The organism is Cupriavidus sp. C2SS-8b (assembly GCF_057073745.1).
The window spans coordinates 2,144,636-2,159,816 of sequence record NZ_CP172717.1 but is presented as its reverse complement, the minus strand read 5'-3'; the positions used below and the strand labels follow the sequence as shown (position 1 = coordinate 2,159,816).

The following is a 15,181-nucleotide window of genomic DNA, read 5'->3' as shown; positions in this document are numbered from 1 at the left end:
ATGGCGATCAGGGTAATACTGGCGGACGATCATCCGCTGATCATCTTCGGCGTACGGCAGACGCTGGCCGCGGCCACGGGTATCCGGGTCGTGGCGGATGCCTCGAACCCGAGGGCGCTGTTCGATCTGTTGCGTACCGTACCGTGCGATGTGCTGGTGACCGACTTCTCCATGCCTTGCGGAGACTCGCCTGATGGCCTGGCGATGCTGACTACGCTGCGTACGCGCTTTCCGCACGTCCGGGTCGTGGTCCTGACCATGCTGGAGAACCCGGGGCTGATGGTCAGCATGCAGGATGTCGGCGTGCTGGGCATCGTCAACAAGCGAGATGACTTGTCGGAACTACCGGCCGTGATCGTGGCGGCATACAAGCGCCGCAGGCTGCTGAGCACGTCCGTGCGTGAGGATATGGTGTGCTGGGAGAACGAGATGCTGCAGAGACAGTCCAGCCGCTGCCTGAGCCCGCGTGAAATGGAAGTGGTGCGGATGTACGTCAAAGGCATGACGACGACCCAGGTGGCGCGGTACCTTCATCGTAGTGTCAATACGGTTAGTACGCAAAAAACCAATGCTATGCGGAAGTTGGGGCTGCCTAATGATGCGGAGTTGTTTGATTATGCGCAGGAGCATGGGTTGAAGGCTTAGGGTTTGGGGGATGAACGCGTCGGCGTTCTTGACATGCGCTGCTGTTTCGCCGGCGTCGCCGGCACGGGCTCTCTGGCAATGACTGAGTTGTCGTTCTTGGCAGACGCGGCTGTTTCGCAGGCGTAGCCTGCGAGTCACTTTTTGTCCAAGCGACAAGAAGTAACCAAAAAACGCGTTTACTTGCCCTAACGGGCGAATATTGATCGTAGCGTGCTGAGGGTGTTGTACGGGTATGAGCTTCAGAGCGTGCCCGGCTGCCTGCCGCATGGTGCGCGTCCGCATGCAGGCTCTCGGGCAATGATTGAACCAGCCCTGAACCTGTCCGTGGCCCCTGCTTCCACCCTCATCGCATCATCGCCTTCGGCTGCTACGCAACTCACTAGTCGGTTAGTCAGGGGCATCAGCGGCGCTGGCGACGGTGCTTCCGTTACCCGCTTTTTTTGGTTTTTACTGAGCCGCGCAGCAGCCGTAGGCGATGATGCGATATCGCGGGCAGTGTCGGGCCACGGACAGGTTCAGGGCTGGTTCAATCATTGTGGGAGAGCCTACATACGGACGCGCACCATGCGGCAGGCAGCGGGGCAGACTCTGAAGCGAATACCCGTACGAAATTCTTCGCACACTACGATCAATATTCGCCCGTTAGGGCAAGTAAACGCGCTTCTTGCCTACTTCTTGTCGCTTGGACAAGAAGTAGGTCGCCGGCTACGCCGGCGAAACAGCAGTGCTTGCCAAGAGCGACGACCCAGTCATAACCAGCGAACCTTGCCGCCTTCCCTTCAGGAGAAGCACTTCACTAAAAATCGCTTACCAGTGGAATCCCGCTCCAACCGTCGCCCCCACATTCCTCCGCGAGTTGGTCGTCACCCCACCCTTGAATACCCACTTCCCGGAATCCGTCAGCTTAGACACCCCGAGCGCGAGCGCTGACTGGCCGCTGTAGGTGCTGCCCGCCAGGGCAACCATGCCCTTGCCCGGCAACACCGCCTGCGGCAGTCCCGCCAGCGCCATGGCAGACGCGGTGCCGGCGTTGGCATCACGCTGCACGCCATCAACCCGGTTGTTCAGGTTAGTGATGGACTGCGTATTCCCACCAACCTGCTGGTTCAGGTTGGCAATGTCCTGCGTGTTCTCATCCACCTTATGGTTGGTCGCATACAACTGCGAACCGTTGACCGCGTCGGTACTCTCGGCGCTGAGGCGCCCGGCCGCGACATTGCTCACGGTGCGCTCGTTGCCAGCCGATCCCACGCTGACCGTGCTCGTCGCGCTGCCTCCGGCGAACTGGTAAGTGGTGCCACCCACCACGCCGCTGGCCGTAGCCACTGCCGCCGCCGTGACCGATCCCGCGCCGAGTGCCACGCTATTGGCATCCGACGCCACGGCATTGCGCCCAAGCGCGAGCGCGCTGTCGCCGGTTGCCTTCGCGTCATAGCCCACCGCAGTCGACCCCTGTCCCTGGGCATACGCGTCGGCCTGCGTCAGGCCCGTGTCGTTGGTGCGGACGTACCGAATGCCGCGCCCGTTCTGCTCGGTGTACTCGCTCGACTGGTCGCCGGCGAAGTTGTTGATGACCGCATTGGTTTCGTTGAGCTGCGACATGTTCACGACGTCGCTGTCGTTGACGCCGCGCGCCACGTTGGTGATCCTTGTGCCCCCAGTCTTTGTCACCGAGTTGTACGTGTCGCCCCCCATCGTCACGCTGTTGTAGTTCACGGTGCCATCGGCATTGGTGTCGTACTTGACCGCGCCCTGGTCGAGGTTCGAGATGTTCGAAGAGATCTGGTCGATGGCCGCGTTGGTCGCGGCCAGTTGGGAGCCGTTGACGGCATCGGTACTGTCCGCACTGATGCGCCCGGCCGCCACGTTGGTGATGGTGCGTTCCGCGCCGACGTCGCCGACGCTGACCGTGCTCGTCGGCGCGGTGCCCGCGAAGGCGTAGTCCTTGCCGGCGATCGTCACGCCCGTGGTGGCTACCGCGGCAGTGGTGACGGAGCCCGCTCCGAGTGCCACATCGCCCGCATTGGCGGCGACGCTATTGTGGCCGATCGCCACCGCATCCGCCGCGGCCGCATTGCTGTCGCGGCCCATGGCCACGGCGCTGTCGCCGTTCGCCTGCGCGTTGTAGCCAACGGCGGTCGAGGCCTGTCCCCGGGCGTGGGCGTCGGCTTGCGGCAGGCCCGTGTCGTTGGTGCGGACGTAGCGAATGCCGCGGCCATTCTCTTCCGTGTACGTGGTCGACTGGTCGCCGGCGAAGTTCTCGACCGTGTTGGTGATGCTGGTCACGTCAGCCTTGACTTCATTCAGCTGGGACACGTTCACCGCATCGCTGTCCGCCACGCCACGCGCCACGTTGGTGATCTTCGTGCCACCAGTCCTGGTGACCGAGTTGTACGTGCTGCCGCCCATCGTCACGCTGTTGTAGTTCACGGTGCCATCCGCAAACCGGTCGTACTTCACCGCGCCCTGGTCCAGGTCCTCGATGGCCTGGTTGGTGGCGTAGAGCTGCGAGCCGTTGATGGCATCGGTGCTGGTGGCGCTGATGCGGCCGGCGGCCACATTGGTGACGGTGCGCTCGGCGTTGATGTCGCCAACGCTGACGGTGCTGGTCGGGGCAATGCCCGCGAAGGTGTAGTCCTTGCCGGCAATGGTCGTACCTGTCGTCGCAACCGCCGCCTGCGTGACGGCGCCCGCGCCGAGCGCGACGTCGTTGTCGCTGGTCGCCACGGCATTGCGGCCAAGCGCCAGCGCATTGCCGCCCAGCGCCACGGCGTTGTAGCCCAGCGCCGACGAGCCGATGCCCAGGGCATGCGCATCGTCCAGCGGCAGGCCGCTGTCGTTGGTGCGCACATAGCGGATGCCGCGTCCGTTGTGGTCGATGTACGTATCGGACTGGTCGCCGGCAAAGTTGTTGATGATGGCGTTGGTCTCGTTGAGCTGCGACATGTTCACGGCGTCGCTGTCATCCACGCCGCGCGCGACGTTGACGATCTTCGTGCCGCCGGTCTTGGTCACCGAGTTGTAGGTGTCGCCGGCCAGCGTGATGCTGTTGTGCGTGCTGTCGTCATACATGACGGCATCGGCCGTGGCAGCCTGGAGCTGGCTGACATTGACGGCATCGGTGGCTGCCGTGCCGGCGGTGACGCCGGTGATCTTGCCGCTGCCCCCATCGTTGATGGTGACATTGCCGAACTTCGGCGCGTCGGCCATCTGCAGGCTGATCGAGCCCGCCGGGTCGGTGACGGTTTTCAGGTTAGCGCCCGAGTAGCTTCCGGTCGTCGTGGCGGTACCGGTGATAGCCAGCCTATCGCCGAGGTGCCGGTCGACGCTGGCGCCGCTGTTGCCGCTGAAGCTGATGGGCTTGTCCAGTTCCTGTGTCACGGCATACAGTTGGGAGCCGTTGACGGCGTCGGTGCTTGCGGTGCTGACCTGGCCGGCCGCGACGTTCTGGATCTGCCGCGGTGCCGCAGCGGAGCCTACGCTCAGCACATCGCCCGCCGCCGGTGCCGCGCCGGCAAAGGTGTGCGCAACCCCATTCACGGTCATGCCCGCCGTGGGGGTGGCGGCGGACACCGTCGAGTTGTTGCCCAGCACGACGGCGCCGTTCAGGCCGGCCGGTACCGACACGTTGTTGCCGACGACGAAGGCGTTGTCGGCATCGATGGTGTTGTCATTGCCCAGCGCATAGCTGCCGGCGCCGCTGATATTGTTGGGGTCGCCGATCGCGCCGGAGCTGTTGCCGGTCACGACGTTGCCGGTGCCGATGCTGATGGACTGGTTGCCGAGCGCCTGGGCCTGCTTGCCCAGCGCGATGGCGCTTTCCGCGCCCGTACGCGCGCCATTGCCAAGCGCGACCGAAGCGTCGCCGCTTGCGTTGCTGTAGGCGCCCAGCGCAATGCTGCTGGTGCCCGATGCGGTAGCCAAGCCTCCTGCGAATGCGTAATCGCCGGACGCGTTCGCAAATACCCCGACGGCATTCGAGTATGTGCCCGAGGCCGTTGACAAGCCTCCCAGTGCCATCGATGTGTAGCCCGAGGCATATGCGCGGCCGCCGAAGGCGAGGCTCCAGCTGCCCGTTGCCATCGAATCATTGCCGACAGCCGTCGCGACGGTGCCGGCCACTGCATTGGGGCCGAGTGCCACCGCGCCGTTGCCGGTCGCGTGGGCATGGTCGCCAAACAGGGTCACGCCGGAGTGCTCGTTCGCATTGGCGTAGTTGCCGACGATCGTCGCGCCAACGCTGGGGATCGGGTTTCCCGCAGGGTCCGAATCCGGAACGATCCAGAAGTAGGTGGGTTTGGTGATGCCCTTTGCATTGTCGCCAATCACCAGGTCCGAGCTGGCGGCCGATGCGTTGTCGCCGATAGGGGTAAAGGCGTAGGCGCCAGGCATTGCGGCGGTCGCCGTCACGCAGAGCGCCGCGCACGCCAGCACGCGGCGGGTTGACTTCATGCGCCCCTTGGCGGTCTCGGGCGCGGCGACCCATGTACCCGTTGATGCGTTGAAAACGCTGCGATATGTCTTGTTCATGATGAGATTCCTGATTCCTTGAGAAGGCGCGGCATGCATTCGATGCCAGCCGCCTTGTCCGGGACGACTCACGGAACACGGGCGTGAGCGCGCCCCTGCCGCCTGCGCGGCATGTTCGAAAATGGCTTCGTGAAAGGAAGGGTTCAGCCGGTGGTGGTCACGCCGGCCTGCCGTGCTACTTCACGCCGGCGGAGCGGATCTCTACGCGGCGGTCCGGTGCCAGGCATGCAATCAGCTTGCTGCGCGGCATGGCGCCGCAATGGCTGACCGGGTCCGCCTTGCCACGGCCCTGTGCCGTGACCACGCGGCTGTCCACGCCCTGCGCGACCAGCAGGTTTTTCACGGTCTCCGCGCGCCGTTGCGACAGGCGCTGGTTATAGGCGGCCGTGCCGAGGCGATCGGTGTAGGCATACACGTCGACATGGCGGAGCGATTTCATTGTGGCCAGTTCGCGGCCCAGCGCATTGACCAGGCGACGGCCTTCCGGCAGCAGGTCGGCCGGACCCGCGCCGTTGAAGGCGAACAGGGCGTCGGCGCCCAGCGTGGTGGTCCGCCCGGTGACGGCAGGCATCACAACGGTGGTTGCCGGTGCGGGCGCGTCCGGATACTTCAGGAACGCCGCGCACGATTCGGGCGCCCAGTAGTAAGAGCGGGACAGCATGTCCTTGTCGAACAGCACCTTCATCTGGCATTGCGCGACATCGTCCGGTGCCGGCTTGCCGGTGCGGAAATTGAAGAGGTAATCCCACTCCCGCACATCGAGCATGCCCTCGTTGAAGTGCGGACGGCCGATCAGCGCGTAGTGCTGGTCCTTGGTCATGCCGGGCCGCAGCTGGCGCAGGTTGTCGAGGTTCGCGAAGGTGCCTTGCGCGGGCCAGGCGCTGGCCTTGTCGGGGAATACGACCTGGCTCGATGTGCCCTGGTCAGTGGGGTGGCTGGAGGTCGTGGAGCATCCGGCCAGGATGGCGGCGGCCATGGCTGCCGCAGCCAGCGAAGAGGTAGTCAATCTCATAGTGTTGCCTCGGTTTGATCGAAGAACTCCGATCCGCGGCAAGCACCGGCTCTCGGCCAGGCGAACTGTCCGGGAGATTGGCTTCAGTCGGGAAGGTGGCAGGCGGCGATGCCGCCACGCCGGGTCTAATATCGCGCCGCGCCGATGGGATCGGCGCGGCGTCGATGGAGACCGGTTGCTGAATGCTGCGGATCTTCGGGTCGTAGACTAGGTTCCCGAAGCAAAGGAAACTATAGAAGGACTTCGATTCCGCGTGGTTTTCTTGCGGCGGGATGGTGGGATTGACCGTCCGCCTGCTGACCCGCTGCCCATGCAAGCCGGCGCGCGCGACAGCGTAGCGGGCGGCAGCAGCGCCTGCACCGGCCCGGCTGGCGTGGCAACCTTGTATCTGCTGCGCAAGCGGTCGTCGGCGCAGTGTTGATCTCCCGGGGGTGCCAGAAACACCGGGTTTCGGCGCATGGCAGACTTGTACAATCGGCTGAACAAACCAGGCGGAAGAAGCCCATGCGCACCGTTCATTTCTCTGATGCTCAAAATGACCTGAAGGCGGTCATAGAACAAGCCATCGAAAGCGATGACTCTGTGCTGATCCAGTGCAGCGACGCGCGCAACGCCGTCATCATGTCGCAGGCTCAGTACGACAGCTGTATGGAAACGATGCACTTGCTCAGTTCGCCCGCCAATGCTGTGCGCCTTCTGCGCTCGATTGAGCAACACCGCGAATGGGCAAATCGCGCCGACACAGTGCCAGACCCGAATCGCGGGTAGCGGTAGCGCGCTATGCCCTCGGCGCCCCCGTCGACCCCCGCACGATCAGCTCCGGCGTCAGCTCGACCGTGACCGCCTTGGCATCAGGCTGGCTGAGCTTGCCGAGCAGCAGCCTTGCCGCTTGCTCGCCCATTTCATGGACGGCAATGCGCACCGTGGTTAGCGGCGGCGTTAGCGCGTCGACGAACGGCATGTCGTTGTGGCCGATCACCGAGAGGTCGTCGGGGCAGCGCAAGCCGCGGGCGCGCAGGCAGTCGTAGCAGCCCATGGCGATCAGGTCATTGCCGGCGGCAATGGCCGTCATGCCCGGGAATTCGTCCAGCAGCCGTTCGCAGGCTTCGCGGCCCGCTTCGCGCGAGTAGCTCGCGGCTTCGATGACCTGCCATTGGCCGGTTCCCAGGCGGTGGCGGCGCACGGCGCGGACAAAGCCCTCGCGGCGCAGGAAGCCGGTCGACAGCGTCGACGGTCCCGCGATGTGGCCGATGCGGCGGTGCCCGAGCCCGACCAGGTGATCCACCGTCAGGCGCATGGCCAGCAGGCTGTCGCTGACCACGCATGACGCACGGCCGGTGTCCTCGCCGCGGTTCACCATGACTACGGGAATGCGCTGCGCCACGCAGTATTCCAGCACGGGGTCGTCGCGCTCGGCCGTGGCCAGCACCAGCCCTTCGACCTGGCGCCCGAGCAGCTGGTCGATGACGAAGCGCTGGCGCGCCTTGTCGGTGCCGGCGTTGACCACGATCGGCACATAGCCTTGCTGGCACAACACCGCTTCAATGCCCGCCAGGATCGGCGGAAACACCGGGTTGGCGATATCGGGCAGCACCACGCCGACCAGTCCCGAACGCTGCGTGCGCAACCCGGCCGCGATGCGGTTCGGACGGAAGCCGCGCTCGTCGGCCAGCGCCAGCACGCGTGCCGCCACGTCTTCCGCCACGAGATGCCGCGTGGCCGGGTTCATCACGCGCGATACCGTCGAGTAATGCACGTTGATCTCGGCGGCGAGGTCTTTGAGGGTCAGGCGTTTGCGCTCGGACATGTCGGCGGAAAGCGGTGCGGCGGCTTGGGCGCCTGGCGGGTGGGAAGTACGCCATTCTAAGGCACCCGCCCGGGCCGGCGGACACCGCCGCCCGCACTTCTCACTTACTGGCCGCCCTTCACGCCCGACTGCTTCACGACGGGCGCGAGCCTGGCAATTTCCGTCTGGATATACGCGGAGAACTCCTGCGGCGTGGAGGGCCTGGGCTCGGCGCCCTGCACCGCAAGCTTTTCCCTGACATCGGGCGCGGCCAATGCCTTGCCGATCTCGGCATTGAGCGCGTTGACGATCTCCTTTGGCGTGCCGGCGGGAGCCAGGATGCCGAACCACGAATCGAAGGTATATCCCGGCAGGCCGGCTTCCGCCACGGTTGGAATGTCGGGCAGCGAGGCGGCCCGCTTCGCCGTGGTCACGGCCAGGGCCTTGAGCTTGCCCTGGCGCACGAACGGCATGGCCGAGACCGACGGCGCGAACATCATGTCGCCGCGCCCCGCCATCACGTCGGTGAGCGCTTCGCCCGTGCCCTTGTACGGGATGTGGACCACGTCGATGCCGGCCTGCATCTTGAACAGCTCGCCGCTCAGATGCGTGGAGCTGCCCGAGCCGGCTGAATCGAAGTTCATGGCACCGGGCTTGGCCCTGGCCGCGGCAACGACGTCGCGCACGGAGTTGTACTGGCTGGCGGCGTTCACCACCAGCACATTGGGCACGCTCGCCACCAGCGACACCGGCGCGAAGTCCTTGACGGTGTCGTAGGCCAGCTTCGGGTACAGCGTGGCGTTGATGGCGTGCCCGACCGACACCAGGATCAGCGTGTAGCCGTCCGGCGCGGCCTTGGCGACGCCGGTGGCGCCGAGCGTGCCGCCGGCGCCGGGGCGGTTGTCGACGATGATCTGGTAGCTGGAATCCTGTCCCATCCTGGCGCCGATGATGCGGGCCAGGATGTCGGTGGCGCTGCCGGCCGAGAAAGGCACCACGAGACGGATCGGCTTGGACGGGTATTGCGGTTGCGCCATGGCGGGCAGGGCGGCCAGGGCAACCGCGGCGGTCAGGGTGAGCAGGGCTTTGCGACGAAGGGGGCGGTACATCGTAGGTCTCCTTGCAACCGGGGATTCAGAAGAAGTGGCGCATGCCGAGCGCAAAGGTCTGCGGGCTCGCGCCGGCGCTCACGCCGAGTTCATTGATGGCGAAGTCATAGATCGCGTTCTTCTTGTTCTGGATGCGGCTGTAGTAGGCATACAGCGCGGTACGTTTGGACAGCGGATAGTCGTAGCCGACCGTGAACTGCATGGCGCCCGTCTCCGCGCCGCTGCGGAAGAAGCCGACGGTCTCGGTGGCGCTGCCGGCGCCGTTGCTGGCCAGCGCGAAGCCTGCCCTTACGCTGCCCGGGCCCAGCTTCTGCACGAGCGAAGCGTAGTAGCCGTTGCGCGTCAGGTCGCCGGTGGCGGTGCGGTAGTGCAGGCGCTCGTACAGCAGCGCGACCGTGGTGCTGGGGAACCGGTACGACACGCCCGCCTTCATGGCGTCGTCGTTGCGGCCCTGGACCTGGTAGTTCTGGTGGATCTCATAGGCCAGCACCACATTGAGCGGGCCGTTGTCATACGCGGCCGAGAACGAGTACAGGCCGGGATTGCGCGGCACGGTCAGCTTTTCCTCGTTGATGCCCCACGCCGCGGCGCCACTGAAGCCTGCCAGCGATGGCGTCTTGTAGACGATGATGTTCTTCTGCCGGCGATCGAACGAGCTGGTGTCCTGCACGTTGTCGGAGCTCGACGTGGACCCGTTGCCGATCAGCGCCATGTAGCCGGCGGTGGTCGGGTAGTAGGGGTCGTAGCCGGACGTCGCCTCGGTGTACGGCGTCTGCCAGTGGCCCATGAAGAAGGTGCCGGCCTTGCCCTGCAGCCCGATGCGGTCATTGCGCCCGGCAATCTGGCCCTGGCCCGTATCGAGCGAGAAGTTGCTCTCGATCTGCCAGATCGCCTTGAGCGTTCCGCCCAGGTCTTCCTCGCCACGCAGCCCGAATACCGAGCGGTTGTTGGTCAGCCGTCCGGTGCCGCCCAGGTGCGTGCCGTCCGTGGCGGTGGTGGCGTTGGAATACTCCAGCGCGGTGTTGATGCGGCCATAGATCGTGACCGATGACTGCGCCTGGGCCGTGCCGGCCAGGCAGCATGCGGCCACGGCCAGGGCCGCGCTTCGCATGGGAACGCGTTTCATGGGTTTGTCTCCCCTACCTTTGATGTTTGTTATGGAAGAGAGTCCCCGCAATGCGCGGGGACGGCGCCATGCCGTGGCGCCGGGTGTTACGTGCTACGTACTGCTTGCTGCTCGTTTTAGCTGCCGGCTCACGCTTTCGGGTAAGGCATCGCCAGCAGCAGCATCGCCGGGCGGTTACCCGGATTGGATACTTGCCGCGCTTCGCCCGGCGCAAGCCGCACCGAGTCGAACTGCTGCAGCGTGACGGTCTCGTCAGGCGTGCGCACGCAGACCTCGCCTTCGAGCACGACGTAGTGCTTCTCGACGGCGGATGCATCCATGCTGGTGTGCCCGCCCGGCAGCAGCACCGACACGCCGAGCCACAGCGACTCGGACGGCCCTGCTTCATGCCCCTGCAGGCGCAGGCAATGCATGCCGTCGTGGTTCGGCGGAAAGTACGCCGGCGCCTGCGCGAAGCGGGTCGTGTTCATGGCTTGAGCACCACGCGTTCGGTCGCGCCTTGCAGCACGGCGCGATAGGCGTCGGCGGCGTCCGCCAGCGCGTAGGTGTACTCGGGCAGCACCGGGAACGGCTTCAACGCGCCGGAGGTGAACATCGGCGCAAGCTGGTCGAGGATGCCCGCGCACGCACTGCTGTCCAGCGCCAGCGTGTCGACGCCCACATAGGTGTGCTGGCCACGGTAAAACGTGAAGATATCGAACGGCACGGGGCGCTCGATGGTGGAGATGAAGATCTGCGCGGCGCCGATCGCCATGGCCTGGTTGGCCTGCTCGAAGTACGGGCTGCCGACCGTGTTGTAGACAATGTCGGCGCCATGCCCGCCGGTTTCGTCGCGCACCACCGCGGCGATGGATTCGCTGCTTGCGTCGATCATGCGCACCGGGCCGCTGGCGTGGCCGCGATAGCGCTCCGCGGTGCGCTCCACGGCGAACACGCGCGCGCCCAGCGCAGTGGCGATCTGGATGGTCGCCTGGCCAACCTTGCCGTTGCCGCCGCACACCAGCACGGTGCTGCCGGGCTTCGGCATGCCGGCGCGGCGCAGGCCTTCATAGGCGGTGATGAACGGCACGCCGACCGCGCCGGCTTCGAGCAGCGACAGCGTGGCCGGCTTTTCGCGTACCGACTGCGTGGCCACGCTCAGGTATCTGCCATGCGTGCCGTCGCGGCGGATGCCCAGCTCGCCGCCACTGCCCCATACCTGCAGGCCGACCATGCCGTTCGGGCCGGCAACCACCGTGCCTGCATAGTCGCGCCCCGGCGTGCGCGGCCAGATCGCGTGCGGCATCAGGCCGAGCGTGGCCTTGACGTCGCTGGGATTGACGCCCGCGCTGGCCACTTCAATCACGCACTGGCCGTCCACGGCTTCAGGGCGCGGCGCGCCTACCAGTTCCAGTTGCAGGCTGTCGATGCCAGCGGCTTTCTCGCTGACGCGAATGGTGTTCATGGTCTCTTCCTTTTCAGTGTCTTGTCTTGTGCGGTGTTGGTTCAGGCTTCGCGCAGGCCGAGCACGCGGCGCGCTTCCTGTGGCGAGGCAATCTCGCCGCCGAGCGAGCGGACGATGTCGCTCGCCTTGGCCACCAGTGCGGCGTTGCTCGGGGCCAGCACGCCTTTTTCCAGGTAGATGTTGTCTTCCAGCCCGACCCGGACATGCCCGCCCGCGAGCCAGGCCTGCGCCACGATGGGGAACTCGGCGCGGCCGATGCCGAAGGCCGACCAGTGCGCCCCGGGCGGCAGCATGTTGCGCGCGTAGAAGAGGGTTTCCGGCGTCGGCGCGAAGCCGTACTTCACGCCGAGCACGAAGGTCCACAGCCCGGGGCCGTCGAGCACGCCTTCGCGGATGAAGTCCAGCGCCATGTTGAGATCGCCCGAATCGAAGATCTCCAGCTCGGGCATGACGCCGGCCGAGCGGATCACGGCGGCCATCTTGCGGACATTGGCCGGCGTGTTGATGACCACGTCGCCGCCCGAGTTCATGGTGTTCAGGTCCAGCGAACACACGTCGGGGCGCAGCGCCGCGATGTGCTCGACGCGCTTCGCCGGGTGCAGCAGCGTGGTGCCCGGCGCCGCCATGCGCGGCTCGTCCTCGCTGGGCACGAAGCGTCCGCCGGGACCGGTGGTCAGGTTGATGATCAGCGTGCGATGACGCTTGCGGATGCGGTCGATGACATCGGCGTAGTAGTCGAGCGACATCGAGGGACGCCCGGTCTCCGGATCGCGCACGTGGATGTGTGCGGCCGCGGCGCCGGCTTCAGCGGCTTCCAGCGCGGCGTTGGCGATCTGCTCCGGCGTCACGGGCAGGTTGGGGTACTGCTCGGGCGTGACGATATTGCCGGTTACCGCGCAGGTGATGAGGGTCTTGCGTGCGTGCATGGTTGCGTTGGCGATAGTGTGGAAAGCGAAAAAGCAATCAGCCCAGCTGTCGTCCGCCGTCGACGACGATGGTCGTGCCCGTGGCAAAGCGCAGCGACGTGGCGCAGGCGACGATGGCGTCGGCCACGTCCTGGGCCTGGCCGATACGGCGCAGCGGCGTGGTTTTGGCGGCGCGCTCGTTGAAGGTGTCGTCGCGGCCGGGCACGAAGCCCGTGTCGACCACGCCGGGCGAGACGTTCAGCACGCGGATGGCCGGCGCCAGCGCGCGGCCCAGCGACACGGCCATGACATCCAGCCCGGCCTTGGCCGCGCAGTAGGCCACGTTGCTGCCCTGGCCCGTGCGGCCCGCGATGGAGCCGACGTTGACCACCAGCCCGTCGCCATGGGCGCGCAGGTGCGGCGCGAATGCGCGGATGGCCGCGAACTGGCCGCGCCAGTTGATCGCGAACAGTTCGTCGATCAGGGCATCGTCGAGCGCGTCGAGGTCCGCGTGCGGAATGGCCCGCGTGAAGCCGGCGGTGTTGACCAGGATGTCGATCCGGCCGTAGTGGTGGCTGACTTCGCCGGCCAGCGCGTTCAGCGACGCGGTGTCGCCGATCTCGGCCACGGCGCCCAGGTGATTGCCGGCCGGCAGCGACGCGGCCGCGCTGTCCGCGCTGTCGCGCAGGCGCCCGGTCAGGACCACGCTGGCGCCAAGCTGGGCCAGCGCATGGCCGGTGGCAAGGCCGATGCCGCCGGTGCCTCCGAGGATCACGGCAACCTTGCCGGAGAGGGATGAAAGGCTCATGGTATTCAGTCGGGCTGCGTGGAAAGGGAGGCGGTGGGTCAGTCGATCGGCGGCTTCGGGAAAGTCTGTTCGCCGGGTTCGAGCGTGAAATCGAAATCGAGCGTGTAGAACGGCGCGGGCAGGTCGCCCCACGGGCTGTGACCGTGATCGACCCGTTCGAGATGGCCGACGAGTTGCCGGTGCACGCCGAAGGTCACATCCGATTCCAGCGCGTGCGCCTCGTCCACGAACACCTGCGTTACCAGCGTGCGATAGCCCGGCGCCGCCACGATGAAGTGGATATGCGCGGGGCGGTACGGATGGCGCTGCTGGGCGTCCAGCAGCGTGCCGATCGGTCCATGGGTCGGCACCGGATAGCCGGCGGGCCGCACGGTGCGGAAGTGGTAGGCGCCCTGCGCATCGGTGTGGAAGCAGCCACGCAGGTTGCGGTCGGGCTGGCGCGGGTCCTGGTTGTCATACAGACCGATCGGCGATGCCTGCCAGATCTCCACCAGCGCGCCGGACAGCGGCGCGCCATCGGTGCCGCGCACGGTGCCGCGCACGAACAGCGGCAGGCCCGGCGCGTCGTCCTGCACCACGCAGTCGCCGCAGCCATAGCGCGGGGCGTTGGCGCGATAGAACGGGCCCAGCAGCGCGCCCGGCGTGCGGCCGTCCCGGGTGCTGTTGTTCATCACCGTCACCAGCGTCGACAGGCCCAGCACGTCGGCGGCCAGCACCACTTCATTGTTGGTCGCATTGGTGGCGTGCCCGAGTGCGGCAATGAATTCCAGCGCCTGCTCGAATTCCTCGTCGGTGGGACGGACCTCGCGCAGGAAATCGTGCAGGTGCTGCACCAGCAAGCCCATCATCAGGCGCAAGCGCGGACTGTTCGTCTGCGCCATGGCGGCCTGGACGATCTGGGTGACGGAATGCTCGTCTTCAATCAGCCGAAGCGGCGCGGTGCCTTGCTGAGTCTCCATTGTTCTTCTCCTTGCAAACGTTTGCAGCAAACGTTTGCAATTATGGCCAAAGAATTGGATTGGTCAAGCATTGTTTTGAAGCAAGGAAGGACGGAGGCCGGGGAGTTTCGTTGAACGCCCGGGAAATCAGCGCTTGAGAGGTAGGGATCGCCGCGCGCCGGGGGCGGCAGAATTACGGCCCGCCGCTATCGCAGAGCGCAAAAGGCGGCCTGCTTTTCCCTTAGTTGCCAAAGGTCATTGCATGCAAAATCAGCGCACGATGCATGACCATGTCCTTGAGGCTATCGCATAGCCTGGCGCGAATTTCTTCCGCGCTCCCGGTTTCTATGCCATCCCGCCTGAGCGCAGCAATCCGTCTCTCCTGCGCTTGAATGCGCGCTCCAAGACGTTCGATGGAGCGCGCCGTCTCATCAAGCTCCCTGAGGTCCTCTTCGATGTTCCGCGCCGCCGGTCTTGCGTGCATGATGCGCTCCATGCAGATGCTGCTCTCTTTTCTTGTGATAGCTCTTGACGGAGAGGCCCGGTATCGGAGGATGTCCGACAGATGGGCACCGAGGCTGGGCTTCCTTGTCGGGCGTGGATTCTTCGCCATGCCGCTGGGCCCCGGGCCGCTTGATATCGGGCACGGGCTGGGACGACGTCCGCCGCAAACGGGCTGCGTGCTGATCCGATGGCTGCACCGGGCCGAGCGCACCAAGACGCTCCAGTAGCTGCCTGCTGGCTGCGATAGTGCGCGCCGCGCGCGCCAGCACGCTGCGATCTTCAATCATTTCTTCGTGTTCTTCATCTAACTCCATCTTTTTCCGAGTGAATAGTTGAGGCATGGCGGTTCCTCCACCTGCGGTATCGCGAGGACT

The 15,181-nt window shown here is 65.8% G+C and carries 14 protein-coding genes; 3 read left to right on the top strand and 11 right to left on the bottom strand.

All coding sequences use genetic code 11. The features are described from left to right. The gene (locus ACIGJB_RS26795) at nucleotides 1-645 is read left to right on the top strand and encodes a response regulator (RefSeq protein WP_483732996.1); all 645 of its coding nucleotides are present in this window, start codon (nucleotides 1-3) and stop codon (nucleotides 643-645) included. 807 nt (nucleotides 646-1,452) lie between these two features. Here the strand turns inward: ACIGJB_RS26795 and ACIGJB_RS26790 are convergent. After that, entirely contained in the window at nucleotides 1,453-5,175 is a 3,723-nt protein-coding gene (locus tag ACIGJB_RS26790) for a YadA-like family protein (protein ID WP_483732995.1), read from the bottom strand. A 175-nt stretch (nucleotides 5,176-5,350) separates the two neighbouring features. After that, nucleotides 5,351-6,187 carry an outer membrane protein assembly factor BamE domain-containing protein gene (bamE, locus tag ACIGJB_RS26785; protein WP_483732994.1) on the bottom strand — a complete coding sequence of 279 codons (837 nt, stop codon included), beginning with the start codon at nucleotides 6,185-6,187 and terminating at the stop codon, nucleotides 5,351-5,353. A 504-nt stretch (nucleotides 6,188-6,691) separates the two neighbouring features. Between bamE and ACIGJB_RS26780 the strand changes: the two genes are divergently transcribed. Further along, nucleotides 6,692-6,955 carry a type II toxin-antitoxin system Phd/YefM family antitoxin gene (locus tag ACIGJB_RS26780; RefSeq protein WP_483732993.1) on the top strand — a complete coding sequence of 88 codons (264 nt, stop codon included), beginning with the start codon at nucleotides 6,692-6,694 and terminating at the stop codon, nucleotides 6,953-6,955. A 10-nt stretch (nucleotides 6,956-6,965) separates the two neighbouring features. On the opposite strand, the gene ACIGJB_RS26775 is transcribed toward ACIGJB_RS26780, so the two are convergent. The 9 genes from ACIGJB_RS26775 to ACIGJB_RS26735 form a co-directional block, all read right to left on the bottom strand. Beyond that, nucleotides 6,966-7,994, bottom strand: a complete 1,029-nt coding sequence (locus ACIGJB_RS26775; RefSeq protein ID WP_483732992.1) for a LacI family DNA-binding transcriptional regulator — start codon at nucleotides 7,992-7,994, stop codon at nucleotides 6,966-6,968. A gap of 104 nt (nucleotides 7,995-8,098) precedes the next feature. Continuing rightward, complete coding sequence (locus tag ACIGJB_RS26770) at nucleotides 8,099-9,082, bottom strand: tripartite tricarboxylate transporter substrate binding protein (protein ID WP_483732991.1); 984 nt, start codon at nucleotides 9,080-9,082, stop codon at nucleotides 8,099-8,101. 25 nt (nucleotides 9,083-9,107) lie between these two features. Further along, entirely contained in the window at nucleotides 9,108-10,208 is a 1,101-nt protein-coding gene (locus tag ACIGJB_RS26765; RefSeq protein ID WP_483732990.1) for a porin, read from the bottom strand. Nucleotides 10,209-10,336: 128 nt separating this feature from the next. Further along, the gene (locus tag ACIGJB_RS26760) at nucleotides 10,337-10,678 is read right to left on the bottom strand and encodes a cupin domain-containing protein (RefSeq protein WP_483732989.1); all 342 of its coding nucleotides are present in this window, start codon (nucleotides 10,676-10,678) and stop codon (nucleotides 10,337-10,339) included. After that, nucleotides 10,675-11,652 carry a quinone oxidoreductase family protein gene (locus ACIGJB_RS26755; RefSeq protein WP_483732988.1) on the bottom strand — a complete coding sequence of 326 codons (978 nt, stop codon included), beginning with the start codon at nucleotides 11,650-11,652 and terminating at the stop codon, nucleotides 10,675-10,677. Before ACIGJB_RS26755 ends, ACIGJB_RS26760 begins: the two co-directional genes overlap by 4 nt. A gap of 41 nt (nucleotides 11,653-11,693) precedes the next feature. Next, a complete protein-coding gene (locus ACIGJB_RS26750) occupies nucleotides 11,694-12,578 on the bottom strand; it encodes a beta-keto acid cleavage family enzyme (RefSeq protein WP_483732987.1) in 885 nt (294 codons plus the stop codon). 37 nt (nucleotides 12,579-12,615) lie between these two features. Then, complete coding sequence (locus ACIGJB_RS26745) at nucleotides 12,616-13,365, bottom strand: SDR family NAD(P)-dependent oxidoreductase (RefSeq protein WP_483732986.1); 750 nt, start codon at nucleotides 13,363-13,365, stop codon at nucleotides 12,616-12,618. A 38-nt stretch (nucleotides 13,366-13,403) separates the two neighbouring features. After that, complete coding sequence (locus ACIGJB_RS26740; RefSeq protein WP_483732985.1) at nucleotides 13,404-14,324, bottom strand: dioxygenase family protein; 921 nt, start codon at nucleotides 14,322-14,324, stop codon at nucleotides 13,404-13,406. A gap of 220 nt (nucleotides 14,325-14,544) precedes the next feature. Beyond that, nucleotides 14,545-14,799 (bottom strand): hypothetical protein, encoded by a 255-nt coding sequence (locus tag ACIGJB_RS26735; RefSeq protein ID WP_483732984.1) that lies wholly within the window; start codon nucleotides 14,797-14,799, stop codon nucleotides 14,545-14,547. Nucleotides 14,800-14,857: 58 nt separating this feature from the next. Between ACIGJB_RS26735 and ACIGJB_RS26730 the strand changes: the two genes are divergently transcribed. After that, a complete protein-coding gene (locus tag ACIGJB_RS26730; RefSeq protein ID WP_483732983.1) occupies nucleotides 14,858-15,034 on the top strand; it encodes a hypothetical protein in 177 nt (58 codons plus the stop codon). The last annotated feature ends 147 nt before the right edge of the window (nucleotides 15,035-15,181 follow it).